Below are 21,467 nucleotides of genomic sequence, written 5' to 3'. Positions count from 1 at the left end.
CTCATCCCTTCTTTTTCTTCGCGGTCGTCTTGGCGCCGCTTTTTTTTGTTTGCGCATCGGATTTTCCCAAAACCGGTTCCCACTTTTGGCTCCGATGCTCCAGCGTGACCGCCTTGAAATCGGCAGTCTGCCTGGCGATCGCCGCCTCCGCCGGCAGCCGTTCCATCGAGCTTGCCCCGTAAAAGCCGTGCAGGCCCTTGCAGCGTTCGAGGATGTAGCGGGCATCGTCCGGCATCGAGATCGGCCCGCCATGGCAAAGCAGGACGACATCCTTGCGCACGGCACGCGCCGCTTCAGCGATGGCGTCGATCTCGGTCACGCAGGCGTCGAGCGATTTGGCCGACGTCGCACCGATCGAGCCGCCGGTGGTCACCCCCATATGAGCGACGACGATGTCGGCGCCGGCCTTGGTCATGGTGCGCGCCTCGTCGGGGTTGAACACATAGGGCGTGGTCAGGAGATCGAGCTCGTGAGCCGCGGCGATCATGTCGACCTCGAGCCCGAAGCCCATGCCGGTTTCCTCGAAACTCTGCCGCATCTGGCCGTCGAACAGGCCGATGGTCGGAAAGTTCTGCACGCCGGAAAAACCCATCTTCTTCAGCTCGGCCAGCAGCAGCGGCATGATGACGAAAGGATCGGTGCCGTTGACGCCGGCCAGCACCGGTGTCTTCTTCACCACCGGCAGCACCTCGTAGGCCATTTCCTTGACGATCTCGTTGGCGTTGCCATAGGCGAGCAGGCCGGCAGCCGAGCCGCGGCCGGCCATGCGGTAGCGGCCGGAATTGTAGATGATGATCAGGTCGATGCCGCCGGCCTCCTCGGCCTTGGCCGACAGCCCGGTGCCGGCGCCGCCGCCGACGATCGGCACGCCGCCGGCAATCATCTTGCGGAACTTTTCCAGGATCTTCTTGCGCGGTATGGCGGGCATGGCTTCGTCTCTCACTGTCTGGCGATGTCGAGAAAAGCCGCAACCGCAGCCTTGGCGAATTCGGGATCGTTGATGTGCAGCGGCAAGCGGATCACGCGACGCGTGTTATCCGGCAGGATCGTGCGCTCGATGGCCTCGAAGAGTGCTGCATCGGCCTCGGGGTCGAAGAAGGCGCCGCCTTCGATGTCGAGCGCCGAAACGCCCTTTTCGGGAATGAGGAACCGGACCGGTCCCTCGCAAAGGCTTAGTCTTGCACCGATCCATTCGCCGATCCTGCGGCTTTCGTCAGGCGTCGTACGCATTAGCGTCACGTTCGGATTGTGCTCGTAAAACAGCCGTCCGCTATAGCGTTCCGGAATGGTCGGCGGCGCCCAGAAATTCACCATATCGAGCGCGCCGACCGAGCCGACATAGGGCGACTTCGTGCGGGCGATCGCGCCGAAACGGTCTTCGGTTGCCGGCAGAACGCCGCCAAACAGGAGGTCGCAGACCTCTGTCGTCGTGATGTCGATGACGCCGAACAACAAGCCGCTGTCGGCCAGCTTCTCCATGGTGCGGCCGCCGGTGCCGGTGGCGTGGAAGACCATGCAGTCATAGCTCGAACGAAGCTGCTCGGCGATCGAAGTCACGCATGGCGTGGTCACGCCGAACATGGTGAGCCCGATCGATGGTTTGCCGTCGGGCGGCGGCGCCGGTTTTGCAGACATGGCTGCTATTGCCTGGGCAGCGTTGTGCAGCACCACGCGAGACAGCCGGTTCAAGCCGGCCATGTCGGTCACCGACGGCATCATGACGATGTCGGAGACATCGACATAGGGCGCGGTGTCGCCCGAGGCGAGCGTCGAGACCATGATCTTGGGCAGGCCGAGCGGCAGCGCGCGCATGCCTGATGTGATGATCGAAGTGCCGCCACCACCGCCGATACCGATCATGCCGGATATATCGGTGCGCGATTGGACAAACCGGGTGAAGGCGATGGCCATTGCCGCCACCGCGGTGCCGCGGTCGTCGCTGCCCAGCACGGCGCTGCTGCCAACGGGATGGTGGCCGGCGACCTCTTCGGCCGAGACATCGACCGGCACGGTCGCGTTGCGCGTTCCGACGTCGATGCGGGCGACAGCAGCACCGGTGGCTGCGACCGCATCGGCAAGAAAGGCGAGTTCCTCACCCTTGGTGTCGGCGGTGCCCACCACATAGACGCGCTTCATTGCGTTTCCCCAGGTTCGAGGCGCACTCGGCGTTGCTGCCGGCCGCTCTTTTGCCCCGGCCGTTCGGCAGCGCGAAAGGCCATTGCAATTTTTTGAGACGTGCGTATCATATTGACATGAATGTCTCACGTCAACCAGCGGCAGTGCCCGACGATGCCGGTTCTGGAGCGGCGCGCGGGCCGCGCGCCCGCACAAGGCGGTTGATGCTGGAGACGGCGACAAGGCTGATGCAGGCGGGCGCCACGCCCTCGGTCAGCGAGGTCGCCGAAGCGGCGGAAGTCTCCCGCGCCACCGCGTATCGGTACTTTCCAAGCCAGGCGGCGCTGGTGCAGGCGGTGGTCGACGAAGGGCTGGGGCCGATCCTCACCTGGAAATCGACCTCGGCCGATCCCGAGCGCCGCGTCGTCGAACTGTTCGACACGGCCATGCCACGCATCGAAGCCTTCGAGGCGACGTTCAAGGCGGCGCTGAAGCTGTCGCTCGACCAGTGGGCGCGGCGGCAGGCCGGCACACTCGACGGCGAGCCGGCCTTCACGCGCGGCCATCGCATCGATCTGCTCAAGGACGCGATCGCACCGCTCAAGCACCGGCTGCCGCCTCGCGAATTCAACCGCCTGGCACAGGCCCTGTCGCTGATATTCGGCGTCGAAGTGCTGATCGTGCTGAAGGATATATGGGGGCTGGACAGCCGCAAGATGATGTCGGTAGCGCAATGGGCAGCCGGCGCCCTGGTGCGGGCTGCAGTGACGGAATCGATGGCTGGAGGAAACAGACGTGCGCCGGCGACAGCTGCGGAATAGTATCGATCTGGTTCGACCAGATGGGGATGCCTCCTACTGACAATAGTCGGTGTTTCGTAGCGCGAACAAGGGCCTTGCGTATCAACGAGTAGGAAAATTTAAGAAAAACAGACAGATGTTGCTGGAATCTGCTTGTCTGAGGCCCTGCCATCGTCCAAGAAAGAGCTTGACGTGCGTCCGAAATTGGTAATACCAGATCAGGACAATATAGCGGGTCAAAAGTGAGGCTGCGATCCATTTCCGGTTGGGCGAGGAGGCTCGAAAACCGGAACGGCGCCATCACGGAAGGAACTACCAGGGCCGGCCTCGCCGCCGGCTCGGATGATACGGTAGAATGCGCACAAGGGAGGAAATCATCATGCGCAAGACAATGACCAGCATGCTTGCTGGTATCGGCTTAGTGCTCGCCTGCGGAACGTCCGTCTACGCGCAGGATAAGGAACTCACCATATTCTGGGCTGAATGGGATCCGGCGAACTATTTGCAGGAACTGGTCAACCTTTACGAGGCCGAGAGCGGCGTGAAGGTCACGGTCGAGACGACGCCGTGGGGGGATTTCCAGACCAAGGCGTTCACCGAATTCAACGCCAAGGGCAGCGCCTACGACATGGTCGTCGGCGATTCGCAGTGGATCGGCGCCGCCTCCGAGGCCGGTCACTATGTCGACCTCACTGACTTCTTCAACAAGCACAATCTGAAGGAAGTGATGGCGCCGGCGACGGTGAAATACTACGCCGAATATCCATCCAACTCCGGCAAATACTGGTCGATTCCGGCCGAGGGCGACGCGGTCGGCTGGTCCTATCGCAAGGACTGGTTCGAAGATCCGAAGGAGATGGAGGCCTTCAAAGCCAAGTACGGCTACGATCTCGGCGTGCCGAAGGACTGGAAGCAGCTACGCGACATCGCCGAATTCTTCCACCGTCCCGACGAGAAGCGCTACGGCGTCGCCATCTATACCGATAACTCCTACGACGCTCTGGTGATGGGCGTCGAGAACGCCATCTTCTCCTTCGGCGGCGAGCTTGGCGACTATGCCACTTACAAGGTCGACGGGATCATCAACTCCGAGCAGAACGTCAAGGCGCTCGAGGCCTACAAGGAGCTCTATTCCTTCACCCCTCCTGGTTGGGCCAAGAGCTTCTTCATCGAGGACAACCAGGCGATCACCGAGAACCTGGCGGCGATGAGCATGAACTACTTCGCTTTCTTCCCGGCGCTCATCAACGAAGCCTCCAACCCGAATGCCAAGGCCACCGGCTTCTTCGCCAACCCTCCTGGACCGAACGGCGATCAGTTCGCCGCGCTCGGCGGCCAGGGCATCTCCGTCGTCTCCTATTCGCAGAATCAGGAAGAGGCGATGAAGTTCCTGGAATGGTTCATCAAGGACGAGACGCAGAAGAAATGGGCGGAACTCGGCGGTTACACGGCAAGTGCCAAAGTGCTCGAGTCGCCTGAATTCCAGAACGCCACGCCATACAACAAGGCCTTCTACGAAACCATGTTCAAGGTGAAGGACTTCTGGGCGACGCCGGAATATGCCGAGCTGCTCATCCAGATGAACCAACGCGTCTATCCCTACATCACCGGCAATCAGGGCACGGCCAAGGAAGTGCTCGATGCGCTCGCCGCGGATTGGAACGCGACGTTCAAGAAATACAACCGCGTGAAGTAAACGGCACTAACGCTCGGAGGGGGCGGGAGCCGCCCCTTCCGTTTTCTTTTCCGGACAAGGAAGGAACGGGCCTTGGCCACTGCAGTTATGACCACGCTGGATCCCAACTCGCGCTCCGCCGCCCGCGGCATGAGCGACCTTACGATCCGCAATCTCTTCATCATTCCGACGATCGTTTTCCTGATCGTCTTCAACATCTTTCCACTGCTCTATTCGCTTGGCTATTCGTTCACCGACTTTCGCGCGTCGAGCCCCGCGGCGGCCAATTTCGTCGGACTGCAGAATTACCGCGAGCTGCTCAACGACCCGTTCATTTGGTCGAATTTCGCCATCACCGCCAAATATGTCATCGTCTCCGTGGTCGGCCAAGTCATCGTCGGCTTCGGCGTGGCGTTGCTGCTCAATCGCGATATCCCGTTGAAGGGCCTGCTGACGACACTGCTGCTGTTGCCAATGATGCTGTCGATGGCTGTCGTCGGCCTGTTCTGGAAACTGCTCTACGATCCGTCCTTTGGCATCATCAACTATACGCTTGGCCTCGGCTCCTTCGAGTGGCTGTCCAACCCCGACATGGCGCTCTACGCGGTTGCCATCACCGACATCTGGATGTGGTCGCCCTTCGTCATGCTGCTGTCGCTTGCCGGCCTGTCTGCAGTGCCGAAGCACCTCTACGAGGCGGCCGCGATCGACCGCGCCGGGTCGTTCTATACCTTCTTTCGCATTACGCTGCCCCTGGTCGCGCCGATCCTGATGATCGCGATCATCTTTCGCACCATGGAGGCGTTCAAGACATTCGATCTCGCCTACATCCTGACCAGCCAGCCGACCACCGAGGTGATCTCGATCCGGCTCTACAAGATGGCGTTCCAGGAATGGCAGACCGGGCGCTCCTGCGCGCTCGCCTACATCGTGCTGATCATGATCCTGGCGATCACCAACATCTACGTCAAATACCTGAACAAGGTGAAGGAGCGCTAACATGGCCGCTGTCACCACCTCTGCCGAGCGTTCGCTCAACAAGCTCGCCATCGTCGGCGTGCTGATCGTCACGATCATCTTCCTGGCGCCGATCTACTGGATAGCCTCGACGGCGTTCAAGCCGCGCAACCTCGCCACCACCATCCCGCCGACGGTGGTCTTCCAGCCGGAGATATCGCCCTTCGTCAAGCTGTTCACCAAGCGCTCGCAACTGCGCACAGCGCCGACGCCGGAACAATATGCCGCCGCCCCGTGGTGGGAGCGGCTGGTGTTTGACGGCGGCGAGAAGGTGGTGCGCTCGGGCAGGGGCGAGGTGCAGTGGTCCGGCTATCCGAGCCGCTTCATGAATTCGCTGATCGTCGCCATCACCTCGACGATCCTCGCCGTCGGCATGGGCACCTTCACGGCTTACGGGTTCTCGCGCTTCAAGATAAAGGGGGAACAGGACCTGCTCTTCTTCATCCTGTCGACGCGCATGCTGCCGCCGGTGGTAGTGGCGATCCCGATGTTCCTGATGTACCGGGTCGTCGGCCTCAACGACACGCATTGGGGCCTGATCATCCTCTACACCGCCTTTAACCTCAGCTTCTCCGTATGGCTGATGAAGGGGTTCATGGACGAAATTCCGAAGGAGTATGAGGAGGCGGCGCTCGTCGACGGCTATACGCGCATGGAGGCCTTCTTCAAGATCGTGCTGCCGGAAGCGGCCACCGGCATCGCCGCCACCGCCGTGTTCTGCTTCATCACCGCGTGGAACGAATATGCCTTCGCGCTGATCATGACCAACCGCCGCGCCCAGACGGCGCCGCCGTTCATTCCAAGCCAGGTCGGTTCCGGCCTGCCCGACTGGACGGTCATCGCCGCCGGCACCTTCCTGTTCCTGCTGCCGGTCGCCATCTTCACCTTCCTGTTGCGCAACCACCTCCTGCGCGGCATGTCCTTCGGAGCGATCCGCAAATGATCCGCCATGCTACAATCCAGCGCACAGCCGAGATCGTGATGGTGCTCGGCATCATCGCGCTCTGCCAGCCGTGGAACCTCTTTCTGCACCGCTACGGGCTGACGATCATCATTGTCGGGCTGCTGACGTTCATGATCACGGGCTGGGTCGGTCCAAGGCAGGAGCCGAAGGCGACCGGCGCACCGGAAAAAGAAGGTCACGCATGACCCAGATCGAGCTTCGTGGCGTCCAGAAATTCTTTGGCGCCGTCCAGGTCATCAAAGACCTCAATCTCAAGATCGACGACAACGAGTTCATCGTGCTGCTCGGCCAGTCGGGCTGCGGCAAGACGACGACGCTTCGCGCAATCGCCGGGCTGGAGACGATCGACGGCGGCGATGTCCTCATCGACGGCAAGCCGGTCCAGCATCTCAAGGCTGCCGACCGCGACATCGCCATGGTTTTCCAGTCGTTCTCGCTCTATCCGCATATGAGCGTCTACGAGAACATCGCTTTTCCGTTGCGGGCCATGCGCAAGAGCAAGGCGGAGATCGACGGCGAGGTGCGCTCGGTCGCCAAAGTGCTGCAGATCAACGATCTGCTCGGCAAGAAGCCGTCGGCGCTGTCGGGTGGCGACATGCAGCGCGTAGCAATCGGCCGGGCGCTGGTGCGGCGGCCGAAGGCGATGCTGATGGACGAGCCGATCGGCGCGCTCGACGCCAAGCTGCGCGAGGAGATGCGCGCGGAGATCAAGCGGCTGCACATCAAGCAGGGCTCGACCACCATCTACGTCACCCACGACCAGATCGAGGCGATGAGCCTTGCCGACCGCATCGTCATTATGCATGAGGGCGTTCTGCAGCAGGTGGGCAGCCCATCGGAAGTGTATAAGCACCCGGCCAATCTGTTCGTCGCGCAATTCGTTGGCTCGCCGGTGATGAACGTTGCCAATGCGGCGGTGACGATGAACGGCTCCGGCGCCAGGGTCACCGTCGATGGGGCCGCGGAAGGGTTCGTTTTCCCGGCCGAACTGGTCGGCCAGCTTGACGCCGCGAACGTCGGGCAGGACCGCCTTGCGCTCGGCATCCGCCCCGAAGGCGTGATGGTCTCGCGCGAGCCGGCGGACGGTTATCTGCCGGTCGAGGCGCACATCATCGAACCGCTTGGCTCCTACGACATCGTCGACCTCAAGGTCGGGGCACAGATGTTGCGCGCCCGGACCCGTTCCGGTTTCGTCGGCAAGCCGGGGGTCCAGGTCTTCGCCAGGCTCGACCCGGCGCAGGCGCACTTCTTCGACACGACAAGCGGCAATTCGCTGGGGGTGAGACTCTGATGGCCCATATCCAGCTCAAGAACATCTCGAAGACATTCGGCAATCACACCGCATTGGCCGGGCTCAATCTCGACATTGCCGACGGCGAGTTCTTCGTGCTGCTCGGCGAGACCGGCGCCGGCAAGACGACGACGCTGCGCATGGTCGCCGGCCTGGAGAAGCCGACCGAAGGTCAGGTCTTCATCGACGGCGTCGATGTCGCCAATTGGGGTGCCGCCGAGCGGGATGTGGCGCTGGTGCTGCAGCAATATTCGCTTTATCCGCGCTACACGGTGCGCGAAAACCTCGAATTCCCGCTGAAGCCGAAAATCCGCCGCATCGAGCCCGACGAGATCAAGACGCGCGTCGACCGCGTTGCCAAGACCTTGCGGATCGAGCATCTGCTCGACCGCAAGACGGATCGCCTCTCTGGCGGCGAGATGCAGCGCGTCTCGATTGGTCGCGCCATCGTCAGGAAGCCGCGCGTATTCCTGATGGATGAGCCGCTGTCGGCGCTCGATGCCAAGTTGCGCGAGGCACTGCGCACCGAGCTGAAGAACATCCAAATGAACCTTGGCCAGACCTTCCTGTTCGTCACGCACGATCAAATCGAGGCGATGTCGATGGGCGACAAGGTTGGCGTGCTCAACCATGGCCGCATCGTCCAGACCGGCACGCCCTATGAGATCTACAACAATCCGCGCGACACCTATGTGGCGAGCTTCGTCGGCTCGCCGCCGATGAACCTCATCGACGGCAAGCTCGTCAACGGCCGCGCGGTGATGGCACCGCTGAATTTCGAACTGCCTTTTGCGGGGGGGGCCAGGACGAGCGGCGAGACCGACGGTCGCCCGCTCGTCTTCGGTATTCGTCCCGAGGATCTCTATCTCGAGAGCGGGGCACCGGTGGAAGCGCGCGTCCACGATGTCGAGAACCATGGCGTCGAAAAGATCCTGACGCTGCGGGTCGGCGACGCCATGCTGCGGGCCACGGTGCCGGCCAGAACCGATGTCGAGATCGAGCAGCCGGTGCGCTTTGCCTGGGACCCGGACAAGGTGGTGCTGTTCGACAAGGGTACCGGGATAAGCCTTCGTCACGCAGGCTAAGCCGCGTCGCGCAAAAATGCGCGTCTGTTGGGCGGCAAATTGCTAGGCGGCTTGAAGCCTGTGGCCAGGTTTAGCCGGCTTGGCGGGTCTCGGCCTGTTCCTCGGCGCGAAAATGGCTGGGAGCCGATCCGATGACGCGCTTGAACGCCCGACTGAACGACGCGTCGGATTCATAGCCCAGGCGTGCGGCGACGACGGAAATCTTCAACCGGTCGCGGACCAGCCATTGCCGTGCCTGGTGCATTCTCACCTGGGTGACATATTTGGCCGGCGTTTCGCCGACGATCGTCGCGAAGCGCTCGGCGAAGCCCGACCGAGAGGCGCCCATCATCCTGGCCAGCGTCTCCACCGTCCAGTCGCGGTCCGGTTCGAGATGGATCGCGGCCAGCACGCGCCCGATCTCGCGATCCCTCACCGCGGCGATCCAGCCGGACGAGTCGCCGCAGCCGCGCTCGACCCATGAGCGGATGACGGTGGCGGCCAGCACATCGGCAAGCCGTGCCAGAATGCCGCCGGAGCCGACGCGCTCCATCGTCACTTCGCGCGCCATCGCCTCCAGCAGATGCGGGATACCAAATTCATAGGCTTCCAACTCGTGCGCGCGCATGACGTCCGGCATCATGCCGAGCAATGGGTGCAAACCGTCGAGATTGAAGTACATGCTGCCAAAAAACAGCAGCGTCCCCGGCCGGCAACCTTCATTGGACAGGCAGTAGACGTTCTTGCAGAGTTCCGCGACCTTATAGCCCTGGATCGGCGAAGTCTCGGTGCCCGGCTCGCTCGCCAGGACGTGTGCGGCGCCGCGCGGCAGCAGCACCGCGTCGCCCGCCTTGAGCTCGACCCATTCGCCGGACGGCTGCAGCAACCAGCATCCCTTGCGGCCGATGAAATGAAACCGCGCCGCCGTCTGGGCCGGAAACTGGAGGCCCCAAGGCTCCTGCATCTCACAGCGGCCATATTCGACGCCGTCGAGCCGTAACCCGCGCAATATGTCTGTCAGCGGATCGCCGGTGACCGGAACTTTGGACGAATGGTCAAGCATGATGGTGTTTCTAGCATGGAAACTCCAGGCGGTCACTCCCTATGTTGCACTGCAGCCAAATGTTGCGCTGCAACCAGATCGGAGATCCCATCATGACCGAACCCGCCACAGGCGTCATCGACGCCGTTCTCGATCCGGCGGAAACCGATGAACGAGCCGAGCCGGCGTGGGGGGCGGTCGTATCCCTCGCGCTCGGTGTGTTTGGGCTGGTGACCGCGGAATTCCTGCCTGCCAGCCTGCTGACGCCGCTGGCGCAGGATCTCGGCGTGACCGAAGGCACCGCCGGCCAAGCGGTGACGGCAACCGCCGTTGTCGGCGCGATAGTCGCTCCGACCATGGCCATCGTCACCAAACGGCTGGACCGCAGGCTCGTCATGTGGGGACTGACCGTGCTGCTGATCCTGTCGAACCTGTTGGCGGCGTTTGCGTCCTCGCTTCCCGTCCTTCTGATCGCCCGCATCATGCTCGGGATCAGCCTCGGCGGCTTCTGGTCGATGTCGGCGGCCATGGCGATGCGGCTTGTCCCGATGCGGCTGATGCCGCGCGCCATGTCGATCATCCTCACCGGCGTTTCGGTGGCGACCGTCTGTGCGGCCCCGGTCGGTGCCTATGTCGGCGACATCTGGGGATGGCGAACGGCCTTCATGATCGCAGCTGTTGTCGGCGCCCTGGCGCTGCTCGTGCAGATCGCCACCCTTCCGAAGCTGCCGCCGGCGGGCGTGGCAAGCTTTCGGACCTTGCTGGAGGTAATAAAGCGGCCGATGATCAGGGTTGCGCTTCTGGTGGTCCTGCTGGTCGCCTCGGGGCATTTTGCCGGCTTCACCTATGTCCGCCCGTTTCTCGAGAAGGTGCCTGCGCTGGACATCGAGACGATCTCGCTTGTGCTGCTCGCCTACGGCATCGGTGGCTTCTTCGGCAATTTTGCCGGCGGCTTCATGGCCGAACGCAGCCTCAAGACTGCAGTGGGCCTGGCGCCGCTGCTGATTGCAGTCGCAGCACTTCTGCTGCTGACCGTCGGCGCCTCGCCCGCGGTGGCGGCGATCGCGGTGGCCGCCTGGGGTTTTGCCTTTGGCGCGGTGCCGGTCGGGCTGCAGACTTGGCTGGTGCGAGCCGCTCCCGACCAGGCAGAAAGCGCTGGCGGGCTGATGGTCGCCACATTCCAGGTGGCCATCGCACTGGGCGCCGTTTTCGGCGGCCTGCTGGTCGACAATGCCGGCGTTGCCAGCGCTTTCGCCTATTGCGGGATCGCGACTTTGCTGGCGGCCTTGGCGGCGTTCCTGCTCGGCCCGAGGAGCGCAACCTAAGTCATCCGTAGGTGCGTCCCACCTAGGACGCCTCCAAGAACTGGCCCGAATATCGGTTATGGTTTTCGGGCCGTGACGATTGCGTTGACAAAACGGCCCAGACTGTCTTCGACGTAGGATGCAACTTCGGCCTTCGGGTCGAAGCTCCACCAAAGCAGCGAGCCTTGCCAGTGCGATGCCATCAGCAGGCCGATGTCCAACGGCGTGTCGACGACAGAGGCAAAGCAAGAGTCGAGGATGTTGCACAGGGATGCCTTCCACGACGCCCCCCGCGCGCGAAGCACCGGATCGCGCAGATCTTCGCGCAGGACGAGCAGGCCCTCTGCATAGGATTCGATGTCGCCATAGTCACGCGATAGCGCCACCAACAATTCGATCGCGCCAACAGGGGTCCTCGGCGTCGCGTCTGCGAGTTTTGTCGTCTTCGCGTCCAGCCTGTCCCATGCCTGCAGCAAGGTTCTTTGCCTGAGCTTGGCCTTGTTCTTGAAACGCTGCACCAGGGTCGATCCGGAGAGCCCGCAAGTTTGGGACAGCCGTTCAAATGTGAGTGCCTCCGGGCCATGCCTGTGGATCAGCCGGTGCGCCGCTTCCAGCACGTCCTCGTCGGATTGCGTTTTTTGCCGAGGCATCTTGACATCCATTTATAACCGAATGATCATTTATATATCTTAACATTGAAGAAGGCCAGCATTGGTTGGTCAGAGCATTGGTTGGTCAGAGTCTGGGGAGTTCAATGACGCTTGAGGGAAAGGTCGCTTTGGTCGCTGGCGCCACGCGCGGTGCGGGGAGAGGTATTGCTGTCGAACTGGGTGCCGCGGGCGCGACGGTCTACGTCACCGGGCGGACGACACGCGCGCATCAGTCCGAATACGCCCGCCCGGAAACCATCGAGGAAACGGCAGAGCTTGTTTCAGCGCAAGGCGGCCATGGCATCGCTGTGCAAGTCGACCATCTGGTTGCCGAAGACGTGCGCAAGCTGGTCGACCGGATACGTGCCGAGCAGGGCCGCCTCGATGTGCTGGTCAACGACATTTGGGGCGGCGAGAAACTGTTCGAATGGAACAAGCCGGTCTGGGAGCATGAACTCACGAATGGTTTGCGCATGTTGCGGCTGGGCATCGACACGCATCTGATCACCGCGCATTACGCGCTGCCGCTTCTGATCGAGCGCCCGGGCGGCCTGCTGGTCGAAGTCACCGACGGCACCGCGGAGTATAATGCCGAGCATTATCGGCTCTCACCGTTCTATGACCTCGCCAAAGTGTCGGTGACCCGTATGGCCTGGGCCCATGCCAAGGACCTCGCCCCGCACGGCGCCACCTCGATTTCGCTGACACCCGGCTGGCTGCGTTCGGAAATGATGTTGGAAGCTTTCGGGGTGACCGAGGACAACTGGCGTGATGCGACAGCAAAAGTGCCGCATTTCGTCATTTCCGAGACCCCGCGCTTTATCGGGCGCGCAGTGGCGGCGCTTGCGGCGGACCCGGATCGTTCGCGCTGGAACGGACAGTCGCTGTCGAGTGGCGGGCTGGCGCAGGTCTACGGCTTTACCGATCTCGACGGCTCGCGGCCTGACGCGTGGCGCTACGTTCCCGAGGTTCAGGACGCCGGCAAACCAGCGGATGTGACTGGCTATCGCTAGCCGTTGACGTCAGTGTGCTGGGCTGTTCGGGCGACAATAAAAAAGTAGACTGTGCCATGCAATCAGCCCGCGACCGCCTCGAAGCCGTCCTTTCGCGTCTCGCCGTCCGCGCCGACAATGAAAGCGTATTCGTAAAACTCTATCCGGAAGCCGCACGAGCAGCAGCCGACGCCGCCGATGCCAGGCGCAGAGCCGGCGTGACGATCGGGCCGCTCGACGGAACAATTCTGTCGATCAAGGACCTGTTCGATGTCGCCGGCGAGCCGACCACGGCCGGTTCGTTGTTGCTCAGCACCGCAGCGCCGGCGCTGCGGGATGCCGTCATCGTGCGGCGGCTGCGGCAAGCGGGCGCGGTGATCTTCGGCAAGACCAACATGACCGAATTCGCCTTCACCGCAATCGGCGTCAACCCGCATTACGGCACGCCCGGCAATGCGACCGACGCCGGCCGGATCGCGGGTGGCTCATCCTCCGGCGCCGGTGTTTCCGTTGCCGAAGCCACGAGCGCAATATCGATCGGTTCCGACACCGGCGGCTCAGTGCGTATTCCGGCGGCGCTGAACGGTGTCGTCGGCTTCAAGCCGACGGCGCGGCGGGTACCGCGCGATGGCGTCTTCCCGCTGTCCGACACGCTCGACTCTATCGGCCCGCTTGCGCGCACCGTCGCCGAATGTGCGGCAGCCGATGCGGTGATGGCGGGCGAGCAGGCTGTGGCTCTGGTTCCGCTTTCGTTTGCGGGGCTGCGCATCGGCATTCCGCGCGGCGTGCTGTTCGAAGATACGGAAGAAGAGGTCTCGGCGGTGTTCGACCGATGTGTTCGCAAGCTGGAACGCGCCGGTGCACGCCTCGCCGATCTGCCGATCGACGACCTCCTTGCCGATTTGCGCGCGGTAACCAGGCGGGCCTCGATCGCGGCAATGGAGGGGGCCGAGGTCCATGCAGATTGGCTGGCAACAGGCGCGGCGACGCCGGTCGATCCGCGGGTGAGCGAGCCGTTGTCGCGCGCTGCCGCGGTTCCGGCCACGGCCTATATAAGGGCAATCCGCCGCCGCACGGCGCTTGTCGCCGCCATGGACGAGCGGCTGGCGTCTGTCGATGTGCTGGCCCTGCCGACCACGCCGGTCACCGCGCCGACCATCGTGTCGATGACCAGCGACGAAGCGCTGTGTGAGCGTACGGAAGGCCTTCTGCTGCGCAACACGCAGATCGCCAACCAGTTCGACCTCTGCGCGATCTCGCTGCCGATGCCGGGAATGGCGCGCCCGGCCGGGCTGATGCTGGTGGCGCGCCACGGCGACGACCACCGTCTGCTGCGCATCGCGGCGGAAGTCGAGGCACTGCTTGGCCGTTGAAGATGTGAACGTTAATGCGACGAACAGTGGCCCCGTTCGCTGTCCCTGGACGCGCGTTCGATACCGGTCGCGACCAGCCATGGCAGAGTGTATTGCTTGCCGTTGAGGGTCTGGGTTCGGTTCTCGATGGAGCCAACAACGACGACCTTGCCGGCGTAGAGCTTGTCCGAAAGATCGGGTGCCTTGTCCTGCGGCGGCAGTTCCTCGATGTCGATCGACACGCCCTTGATGATCTTGCCCGTGGCAAGATCGAGCGCGCTGTTCGACGGACAGGGCGCCATCACGCACCGCAGGCCGTTGTCGCAATAGACATAACTGCTGCTCTCGGCTGCAGCGACCGAGGGCAGGACGCAGATCGAAACGATCGCAACGAGCAGCGGGGTGCGGCGACAAACGAGCATGGGGTGCAGCGTCGTGCAGAAATTGGGCGAAACGGCGGTAGCGTTACGCGTCGGCCGGGAACCGCCGCCGGTAATGCTCGACGACTTCGGGATTGCGCAGGTTGACCGGCAATTTGTTGGCCAGCACCAGCAAGGTTTCATCAGCCGAGCCGACGCCCATGCGCATCATCGACTGCTCGGTGATGCCGGCCATATGGGGCGTGACAATGACATTGTCGAAGCCGAAATAGGGGTGATTGGGCGGCAGCGGCTGCATCGCAAAGACATCGAGCGCGGCGCCGCCGATACGGTCCTTCTGCAGGGCTTCGATCAGCGCCTCGTCGTCGATCACCGGCCCGCGCGAAATATTGATCAGCAGCGCGTGCGGCTTCATTCGACCGATGCGCTCGCGGTTGATCAGGCCGCGCGTCTCCGCTGTCAGCGGGCAGCACAGAACGATGATGTCGCTCTGCTCGACCAGCGCATCGATCGACAGGAACCCCACCCTGTCCGGCGCCGGCCTCATGCTGCGCGTCGTCGCCACCACGTTCAGCTCGAAACCATGCGCCGCGATATGGCCGACTGCCTGTCCGATGGCGCCGAAGCCGACAATGCCGATCGTCTTGCCGGCGAGTTCGCTGGCGAGAATGGTGTGGTCGCGGCCGGCCAGCCAGCCCTTCGCCCGCAAGTCGCGGTCGACCATGCGGAAGCGCCGCAGCAGTGCCAGCGCCGCGAACATCACGTATTCGGCGACCGAGCGCGCATTGACCGCCGGCACGTTTGCCACCAGCACGCCAGCCGCCGTGGCGGCTTCCATGGGAACCATGTCGAGCCCGGCGCCGTGGCGGATTGCCGCCCGGAGCTTCGTCGCCCCTTCGAAAAGCGCTGCTGGCAGCGGCGCGCGAACGATGATGATATTGGCGTCCCTCGCCTCAGTCGCCAGCGTGTCGGCATCAAGGGCTGAGGCGACGACGAGTTCGCCGGCGCCGGTCAACATGGCGGAGGCGCGCGGGTGCAGCGTGTGTGTCGTCAAGATCTTAGGCATGTCAGACCGGTTCGAGCGCTGGGCTGTGAGGTTCTGCCCCGCCGCCCTCGATCAGGCCTTTCCAATAGCTTTCCGCGCCTTGCAGATGGGCGCTCATCAGCGCCTGGGCGAGGTTGCCGTCGCGGCGCAGCAGCGCCTCGTAGATCTGGATGTGCTCGGCATGCGAGCGCATGCTGCGTTCGGGATCGTTGAAGTAGATCGGCAGGCGTTGCTCGCCCATCAAGTAATAGAGGCTGCATATGTTGTGAAAAACGCTGTTCTTGGTTGCCCGCACAATCTCAAGGTGAAATTCGCGGTCCTCCTTGGCGAGGCCCTCGCCCGCCGCAATGCGGTCTTCCGAAGCTTTCAGGATTTCGCGCAGCCGCTCGAAATTTTCCTCGGTGGCGCGCGAGCAGGCAAGCTCGGCAGCCTTAATCTCGTGGATCTTGCGCAACTCGACGGTCTCGTAGATCTGGATCGGATCGAGCGGCAGGCCGGCCTTGGCAAAAAGCGCCATCGCTTCGACGCTGGCCTGCTTGGTGTCGATGTAGATGCCGGACTTGGCTCGGCGCTCGACGATGCGCATGGCTTCGAGGATGGCCAGCGCCTCGCGGATCTGGCCGCGGCTGACGGCGAAATGCTCCGCCAGTTCACGCTCCGACGGCGTTCGGCCGGTTGCCTTGTCGGAGTGGGAGAACAAATAGGCGGCGAGTTCCGCGAGAAGGTTCTTTTCTTTCATGATCAGCCGCGTAGCGCGTGCGCCTCCAGGAACCGTTCCGAAAGGGTGAATCCCAGTCCAGGCTTCTCGGGGATCGCTATCATACCGTCCTTTGCTTCGACAGTCTCCTCGATCAGATCGTGGATCATCGGATTGGCGCCGAGCGAATATTCGACGGTAAAGCTAGCCGGCGAAGCAGCGCAGACATGCAGCCCGGCAAAGAAGCAAGGCGCGCCGGCCCACAGATGCGGCGCGAAGCGCAGATTGAAGGCGCTGGCGATGGTGCCGATCTTCATCGCCTCGCTGATGCCGCCGCAGAAGGCAGGGTCCGGCTGGAAGATGTCGGCAGCCTTGAGCGTGGCGAGGTCGCGGAAGGCGTAGCGCGTCGCTTCGCTTTCGCCGGTGGCGATCGGGATGGAACCGGACGCCCGCACTTCGGCCATGCCGGGTTTGTCGTCAGCGATGACCGGCTCCTCGAACCAGGCCAGATCGAGATCGCCGGCGAGATGGATGAAGCGTTTGGCTTCCGCCACCGTATAGGTGCCGTGCGCATCGACCATCAGGTCGACTTCGGGGCCGAGCGCCTGCCTTGCGGCGCGGACGCGGGCGGCGGAATTGTGCGGAGCGCCGTCCATCGCGCCGATCCGCATCTTCAGCGCCTTGAAGCCGCCCTTGGCGATATAGGATTTCAACTGCTCGCCGATTGCCTCGGTGGAGGCCCAGCCGCCGGAAGCATAGGCCGGCATGCGGTCAAGCTTGCGGCCGCCGAGCAGCCGCCAGACCGGAAGCCCCAGCGACTTGCCCAGAATATCCCACAATGCGATATCGACGGCGCTGATCGCGGCGATGCTGATGCCGCGCCGCGCCAATTGCGGCATGGCGTGGCCGTTTTGCGCGGCGCTGTCGTGGCGCACGCCATTGTAGAGCATCTCCCAGATCACCCCGATGTCGGCCGGATCGCAGCCGATCAGCTGCGGGCCGACCTCGTGGTTCAGCATGTGGACGAGGGCGCCATAGCTGCCGGTGCTGCCGGCGGCATTCTTGCCTTCGCCCCAGCCGACCAGCCCATCGGCGGTCTCGATACGCAGGATTGCGGCGTCGAACGTCGTCACCTGACCGAAGTCGCTGCGGTGCTGCCGCGCGGCTTCGATCGGTATGCGGACCCACCAGGCTTGGACCGTCTTGATGCGCATGTTCTTCCTCTGCCTTGCCGCCGTTAGGGGCCGCCGTCGGAAAGGCTCGTTTCCAGAGATCGATTACTTGATCAGCGGCAGCAGCGTTTCGGCGGTGATGCGCATCTGGTCGGTGTAGAATTTTTCCGTGAGCACGCTGGAACCGTGGTCCTGGATGAATTTAAGCTGCTCCGGCGAGATGTCGACCGGGTTGCGATCGACCATGTCGGGATAGGGAGCAGCCGGCGTGCGGTCGACAGGGGCGACGAACTCGTTGGTCAACGCGCCGTCGTAACCGGCCTCTTTCAGGGTGTCGACGATCTTCGGCCAGTCGATCTGTCCGAGACCGGCGGCGAAGCGGTTGTTGTCGGCGACGTGGAAATCGAACAGGCGGTTTCCGACCTGCCGGATGGCATCGTAGACGTTGAACTCCTCCATATGGAGGTGATAGGCGTCGAGGCAGACACCGCATTCAGGGCTGACCGCATCGGCCAGAGCCAGCGCCTGGGCGCCGCGGTTGAACAGGTAGGTCTCGAAGCGGTTGAGCGGCTCGACCGCGATCTTGACGCCCACTTTCCTGGCATGGGTAAAGCATTCCCTGGTGGCGTCGACGACCCATTTCCATTCTTCTTCCTCGGTGCCGTCCGGCACCACCTTGCCGACGGTGGCGGGAACGAGCGTGATGATCTCGCCATCGAGTTCGCTGACCATCGTCAGCACCTCTTTGACATACTGCACCGAGCGCTCGCGTTGGCCCTGGTCCCTGGCGGCCAGATTGCGCTCGCCCAGCATCAGCGTCACCGCCCCCCAGCAGCGGATGCCGTGCTCCTTCAAGAGCGCGCGCGTCTCGTTGGTCTTGTATTGCGCGGGCTCGCCGGAAATCTCGATCGATTCATAGCCGAATTTCTTGATGCGCTTGAGCGTCGTTTCCAGCGGTTCCGCCCGCATCCAGTTGTGCGTTGAAAGATGCATGGTCTGTCCTTCCCAGAATTCGCCTGTAACAATTCGCCTGCGACGCACCCCAGATTGCGTTGCATGGTTCCTCCCCAAGGCGCTCCAGCATTCGTCGTAACTGGTTCGACCAATTGGGCGTGAAAAGAGGTCTACAGCAATTTCATCTGGACGGCAAGAAATCCTGCAAGGCAGCCTCGGCCCATGATTATTTCTTTGATTAAACTGGCATATTTGCCCGCTGACCGGCAATTTGCGGAGCGCCGGTTGCGCGCGGCGGCGCTTGACCAAATCAGCATATTTGGTAATACCAGAATGACGGCGCGCACTAGCGCCTGTCGAGAAAAGACCAAAGAGGCTGGCCCTGCTTTCAATCGGCGCTATGCTTGGTCGTGGATAATGAGGGAGGATGCCGATGCCGTCGACAATGAAAGGTCCTGGGCTGTTTCTGGCGCAGTTCGCGGGCGATGCCGCACCGTTCAATTCGCTGCCGTCGATCACCAGATGGGCGGCCGGGCTGGGCTACAAGGGCGTGCAGATCCCGACCTGGGACAGCCGGCTGTTCGACCTCGAGAAAGCGGCGTCTTCCCAGGCCTATTGCGACGAGGTGAAGGGCATCTGCAGCGATGCCGGCGTCGAGATCACCGAGCTGTCGACGCATTTGCAGGGGCAGTTGGTGGCGGTGCATCCGGCCTATGACGCGCAGTTCGACGGCTTCGCACCGCCTGCGGTGCACAACAATCCGAAGGCCAGGCAGCAATGGGCGGTCGAACAGATGAAGTTCGGCGCCAAGGCTTCCAAGAACCTCGGGCTCAAGGCGTCGGTGTCGTTTTGTGGAGCGTTGGCTTTTCCCTACCTTTATCCGTGGCCGCAACGGCCGGCGGGATTGATCGAGGAAGCGTTTTCCGAACTGGGAAAGCGCTGGAAACCGATCCTCGACGTCTATGAGGACAATGGCGTCGATGTTGGCTACGAGATCCATCCGGGCGAGGACGTCTTCGACGGTGCGACATTCGAGATGTTCCTTGACGCGGTCGGCGGCCACAAGCGCTGCAATATCAATTACGACCCGTCGCATTTCCTGCTGCAGCAACTCGACTATCTCGAATTCATCGACATTTATCACGAGCGGATCAAGGCCTTCCACGCCAAGGATGCCGAGTTCAATCCGACCGGCCGGCAAGGCGTCTATTCCGGTTATCAGAGCTGGACGAACCGGGCCGGGCGTTTCCGCTCACTCGGCGACGGCCAAGTGGATTTCGGCGGCATCTTTTCCAAGCTCGCCCAATACGACTACGATTCGTGGGCGGTTCTGGAATGGGAGTGCTGCCTGAAGCACCCCGAGGATGGCGCGGCCGAAGGCGCGCCCTTCATCCAGCATCACATCATCAGGGTGACGGAAAAGGCATTCGACGACTTCGCCGGCAGCGCGACCGATAAAAAGGTGCTGCGCGCCATGATGGGAATCTAGCACCGCTTTCCCTCCCCCTTGAGGGGAGGGTCGATCCTCGCAGCGGATCGGGGTGGGGTCGCTGGGCGTAGCGCTCGGCATGAACCGACCCCTCCCGGCCCTTCGGGCCACCCTCCCCTCAAGGGGGAGGGGTATTTCAGACGAGGGAGAAAAATCATGGTCGGCGCATCGAAGTCGGAAACGGGAGGCGGCCCGATCCGCTACGGCATGGTCGGCGGCGGGCAAGGCGCCTTCATCGGCGCCGTGCACCGGATCGCGGCGCGCATGGACAATGAGTTCGTGCTGGTCGCCGGTGCCCTGTCATCCGACCCGGCGCGCGCCAAGGCGTCGGCCGAGGAGCTTGGGCTCGATCCGGCGCGCAGCTACGGCTCGTTCGCCGAGATGGCCAAGGCCGAGGCCAAGCGGCCGGACGGCATCGAGGCGGTGGCCATCGTCACGCCCAACAATGTGCATGTGCCGGCGGCGAAGGCGTTTCTCGAAGCCGGCATCCACGTCATTTGCGACAAGCCGCTGGCGACGACGTTGGCGGAAGCGAAGAAGCTGGCGGCATTGGTCGAAAAGACCGGCAAGGTCTTTGTCCTCACCCACAACTACACCGCCTATCCGATGGTGCGGCAGGCGCGCGAGATGGTGGCCAAGGGGCAGCTCGGCGACATTCGCATCGTGCAGTCGGAATATCCGCAGGACTGGCTGACCGAGGACCTTGCCGCCACCGGCCAGAAGCAGGCAGCGTGGCGCTCGGATCCCAAACAGGCCGGCGCCGGCGGCGCGCTGGGCGACATCGGCACGCATGCCTACAATCTGGCACGCTTCGTCTGCGGGCTTGAGCTCGATGCGCTTTCCGCCGATCTCGACGCCTTCGTGCCGGGGCGGCAACTCGACGACAATGTCAATGTGATGCTGCGCTTCAAGCCGGTCGGCAAGTCGCACCCAGCCAAGGGCATGTTGTGGGCGAGCCAGGTGGCGCCCGGCCACGAGAACGGGCTGAAGCTGCGCATCTACGGCTCGAAAGGCGGGCTTGAATGGGTGCAGGCCGATCCGAACTACCTCTGGTACACGCCGTTCGGCCAGCCGAAGCAGTTGATCACCCGAAATGGCGCCGGCGCGCTGCCCGTCGCCGGGCGTGTCAGCCGCGTTCCGTCAGGCCATCCGGAAGGCTATCTCGAAGGCTTCGCCAACATCTACCAGGAGGCGGCCCGCGCCATCCGCGCGGCGCGCCGGAAGGGTGGCAAGCCGGCTAAGGAGGTTATTTTCCCGACCATCCACGACGGTGTCGAAGGCATGGCCTTCATTGAAGCCTGCGTGAAGTCGTCGAAGAAGAACGGGGCCTGGACGAAGCTTTGATCGCTGCGCCCCCACACCCCGAATTCCAAACCAAAATGAAGGGGCAATAGGGGGAAAACGACCACACCCCCAGGGGGGAGGGGCCCCCCGCCCGGCCGGCTGCCGAAAAAACCCACCCGG

The 21,467-nt window shown here is 63.0% G+C and carries 21 protein-coding genes; 12 read left to right on the top strand and 9 right to left on the bottom strand.

Going from position 1 to position 21,467, the window contains the following annotated elements; genetic code table 11:
* Position 1 precedes the first annotated feature (1 nt).
* Both AC0L2M_RS17445 and AC0L2M_RS17440 read right to left on the bottom strand, forming a co-directional pair.
* The gene (locus tag AC0L2M_RS17445; RefSeq protein WP_473535464.1) at positions 2-928 is read right to left on the bottom strand and encodes a phosphoenolpyruvate hydrolase family protein; all 927 of its coding nucleotides are present in this window, start codon (positions 926-928) and stop codon (positions 2-4) included.
* An 11-nt stretch (positions 929-939) separates the two neighbouring features.
* A complete protein-coding gene (locus AC0L2M_RS17440; RefSeq protein ID WP_473535463.1) occupies positions 940-2,136 on the bottom strand; it encodes a Tm-1-like ATP-binding domain-containing protein in 1,197 nt (398 codons plus the stop codon).
* A 116-nt stretch (positions 2,137-2,252) separates the two neighbouring features.
* On the opposite strand from AC0L2M_RS17440, the gene AC0L2M_RS17435 reads away from it, so the two are divergent.
* The 7 genes from AC0L2M_RS17435 (at position 2,253) to AC0L2M_RS17405 (ending at position 8,947) form a co-directional block, all read left to right on the top strand.
* Entirely contained in the window at positions 2,253-2,936 is a 684-nt protein-coding gene (locus AC0L2M_RS17435; protein WP_128248234.1) for a TetR/AcrR family transcriptional regulator, read from the top strand.
* Between the two features lie 358 nt (positions 2,937-3,294).
* Positions 3,295-4,611 (top strand): extracellular solute-binding protein, encoded by a 1,317-nt coding sequence (locus AC0L2M_RS17430; RefSeq protein ID WP_091595650.1) that lies wholly within the window; start codon positions 3,295-3,297, stop codon positions 4,609-4,611.
* A gap of 72 nt (positions 4,612-4,683) precedes the next feature.
* Complete coding sequence (locus AC0L2M_RS17425; protein WP_027153143.1) at positions 4,684-5,589, top strand: carbohydrate ABC transporter permease; 906 nt, start codon at positions 4,684-4,686, stop codon at positions 5,587-5,589.
* Between the two features lies 1 nt (position 5,590).
* Positions 5,591-6,550 carry a carbohydrate ABC transporter permease gene (locus AC0L2M_RS17420; protein ID WP_027153142.1) on the top strand — a complete coding sequence of 320 codons (960 nt, stop codon included), beginning with the start codon at positions 5,591-5,593 and terminating at the stop codon, positions 6,548-6,550.
* Positions 6,547-6,756, top strand: a complete 210-nt coding sequence (locus tag AC0L2M_RS17415; protein WP_027153141.1) for a hypothetical protein — start codon at positions 6,547-6,549, stop codon at positions 6,754-6,756. Before AC0L2M_RS17420 ends, AC0L2M_RS17415 begins: the two co-directional genes overlap by 4 nt.
* Positions 6,753-7,862 (top strand): ABC transporter ATP-binding protein, encoded by a 1,110-nt coding sequence (locus AC0L2M_RS17410; protein WP_128184826.1) that lies wholly within the window; start codon positions 6,753-6,755, stop codon positions 7,860-7,862. Before AC0L2M_RS17415 ends, AC0L2M_RS17410 begins: the two co-directional genes overlap by 4 nt.
* The gene (locus AC0L2M_RS17405) at positions 7,862-8,947 is read left to right on the top strand and encodes an ABC transporter ATP-binding protein (RefSeq protein ID WP_236376048.1); all 1,086 of its coding nucleotides are present in this window, start codon (positions 7,862-7,864) and stop codon (positions 8,945-8,947) included. Before AC0L2M_RS17410 ends, AC0L2M_RS17405 begins: the two co-directional genes overlap by 1 nt.
* Before the next feature lie 70 nt (positions 8,948-9,017).
* On the opposite strand, the gene AC0L2M_RS17400 is transcribed toward AC0L2M_RS17405, so the two are convergent.
* Positions 9,018-9,989 (bottom strand): AraC family transcriptional regulator, encoded by a 972-nt coding sequence (locus AC0L2M_RS17400; RefSeq protein WP_473535462.1) that lies wholly within the window; start codon positions 9,987-9,989, stop codon positions 9,018-9,020.
* A 92-nt stretch (positions 9,990-10,081) separates the two neighbouring features.
* Here AC0L2M_RS17400 and AC0L2M_RS17395 point away from each other — a divergent pair, with 92 nt between their 5' ends.
* Positions 10,082-11,293, top strand: coding sequence for an MFS transporter (locus AC0L2M_RS17395; protein ID WP_473535461.1), 1,212 nt, complete (start codon positions 10,082-10,084; stop codon positions 11,291-11,293).
* 56 nt (positions 11,294-11,349) lie between these two features.
* On the opposite strand, the gene AC0L2M_RS17390 is transcribed toward AC0L2M_RS17395, so the two are convergent.
* Positions 11,350-11,922: a TetR/AcrR family transcriptional regulator gene (locus tag AC0L2M_RS17390; protein ID WP_473535460.1), complete on the bottom strand. Its 573-nt coding sequence runs from the start codon at positions 11,920-11,922 to the stop codon at positions 11,350-11,352.
* A gap of 104 nt (positions 11,923-12,026) precedes the next feature.
* Here AC0L2M_RS17390 and AC0L2M_RS17385 point away from each other — a divergent pair, with 104 nt between their 5' ends.
* Positions 12,027-12,935 (top strand): SDR family oxidoreductase, encoded by a 909-nt coding sequence (locus tag AC0L2M_RS17385; RefSeq protein ID WP_473535459.1) that lies wholly within the window; start codon positions 12,027-12,029, stop codon positions 12,933-12,935.
* Between the two features lie 56 nt (positions 12,936-12,991).
* Complete coding sequence (locus AC0L2M_RS17380) at positions 12,992-14,287, top strand: amidase (RefSeq protein ID WP_473535458.1); 1,296 nt, start codon at positions 12,992-12,994, stop codon at positions 14,285-14,287.
* Positions 14,288-14,298: 11 nt separating this feature from the next.
* On the opposite strand, the gene AC0L2M_RS17375 is transcribed toward AC0L2M_RS17380, so the two are convergent.
* The 5 genes from AC0L2M_RS17375 to AC0L2M_RS17355 form a co-directional block, all read right to left on the bottom strand.
* On the bottom strand, positions 14,299-14,688 hold the full coding sequence (locus AC0L2M_RS17375) for a hypothetical protein (protein WP_287172927.1): 390 nt from the start codon (positions 14,686-14,688) through the stop codon (positions 14,299-14,301).
* 43 nt (positions 14,689-14,731) lie between these two features.
* The gene (locus tag AC0L2M_RS17370; RefSeq protein WP_473535457.1) at positions 14,732-15,712 is read right to left on the bottom strand and encodes a hydroxyacid dehydrogenase; all 981 of its coding nucleotides are present in this window, start codon (positions 15,710-15,712) and stop codon (positions 14,732-14,734) included.
* Position 15,713: 1 nt separating this feature from the next.
* The gene (locus AC0L2M_RS17365; RefSeq protein ID WP_027153131.1) at positions 15,714-16,430 is read right to left on the bottom strand and encodes a FadR/GntR family transcriptional regulator; all 717 of its coding nucleotides are present in this window, start codon (positions 16,428-16,430) and stop codon (positions 15,714-15,716) included.
* Between the two features lie 2 nt (positions 16,431-16,432).
* Positions 16,433-17,602, bottom strand: coding sequence for a mandelate racemase/muconate lactonizing enzyme family protein (locus AC0L2M_RS17360; protein WP_287172921.1), 1,170 nt, complete (start codon positions 17,600-17,602; stop codon positions 16,433-16,435).
* 63 nt (positions 17,603-17,665) lie between these two features.
* Entirely contained in the window at positions 17,666-18,553 is an 888-nt protein-coding gene (locus AC0L2M_RS17355; protein ID WP_236393036.1) for a sugar phosphate isomerase/epimerase family protein, read from the bottom strand.
* 394 nt (positions 18,554-18,947) lie between these two features.
* Here AC0L2M_RS17355 and AC0L2M_RS17350 point away from each other — a divergent pair, with 394 nt between their 5' ends.
* Positions 18,948-20,003, top strand: coding sequence for a sugar phosphate isomerase/epimerase family protein (locus tag AC0L2M_RS17350; RefSeq protein ID WP_287066992.1), 1,056 nt, complete (start codon positions 18,948-18,950; stop codon positions 20,001-20,003).
* A 156-nt stretch (positions 20,004-20,159) separates the two neighbouring features.
* The gene (locus AC0L2M_RS17345) at positions 20,160-21,347 is read left to right on the top strand and encodes a Gfo/Idh/MocA family protein (protein ID WP_473535456.1); all 1,188 of its coding nucleotides are present in this window, start codon (positions 20,160-20,162) and stop codon (positions 21,345-21,347) included.
* Positions 21,348-21,467 lie beyond the last annotated feature (120 nt).

The sequence above is a fragment of the Mesorhizobium sp. WSM4806 genome (genome assembly GCF_055811635.1).
The sequence above is the reverse complement of the archived record's forward strand: the minus strand, read 5'-3'. Positions and strand labels throughout refer to the sequence as shown.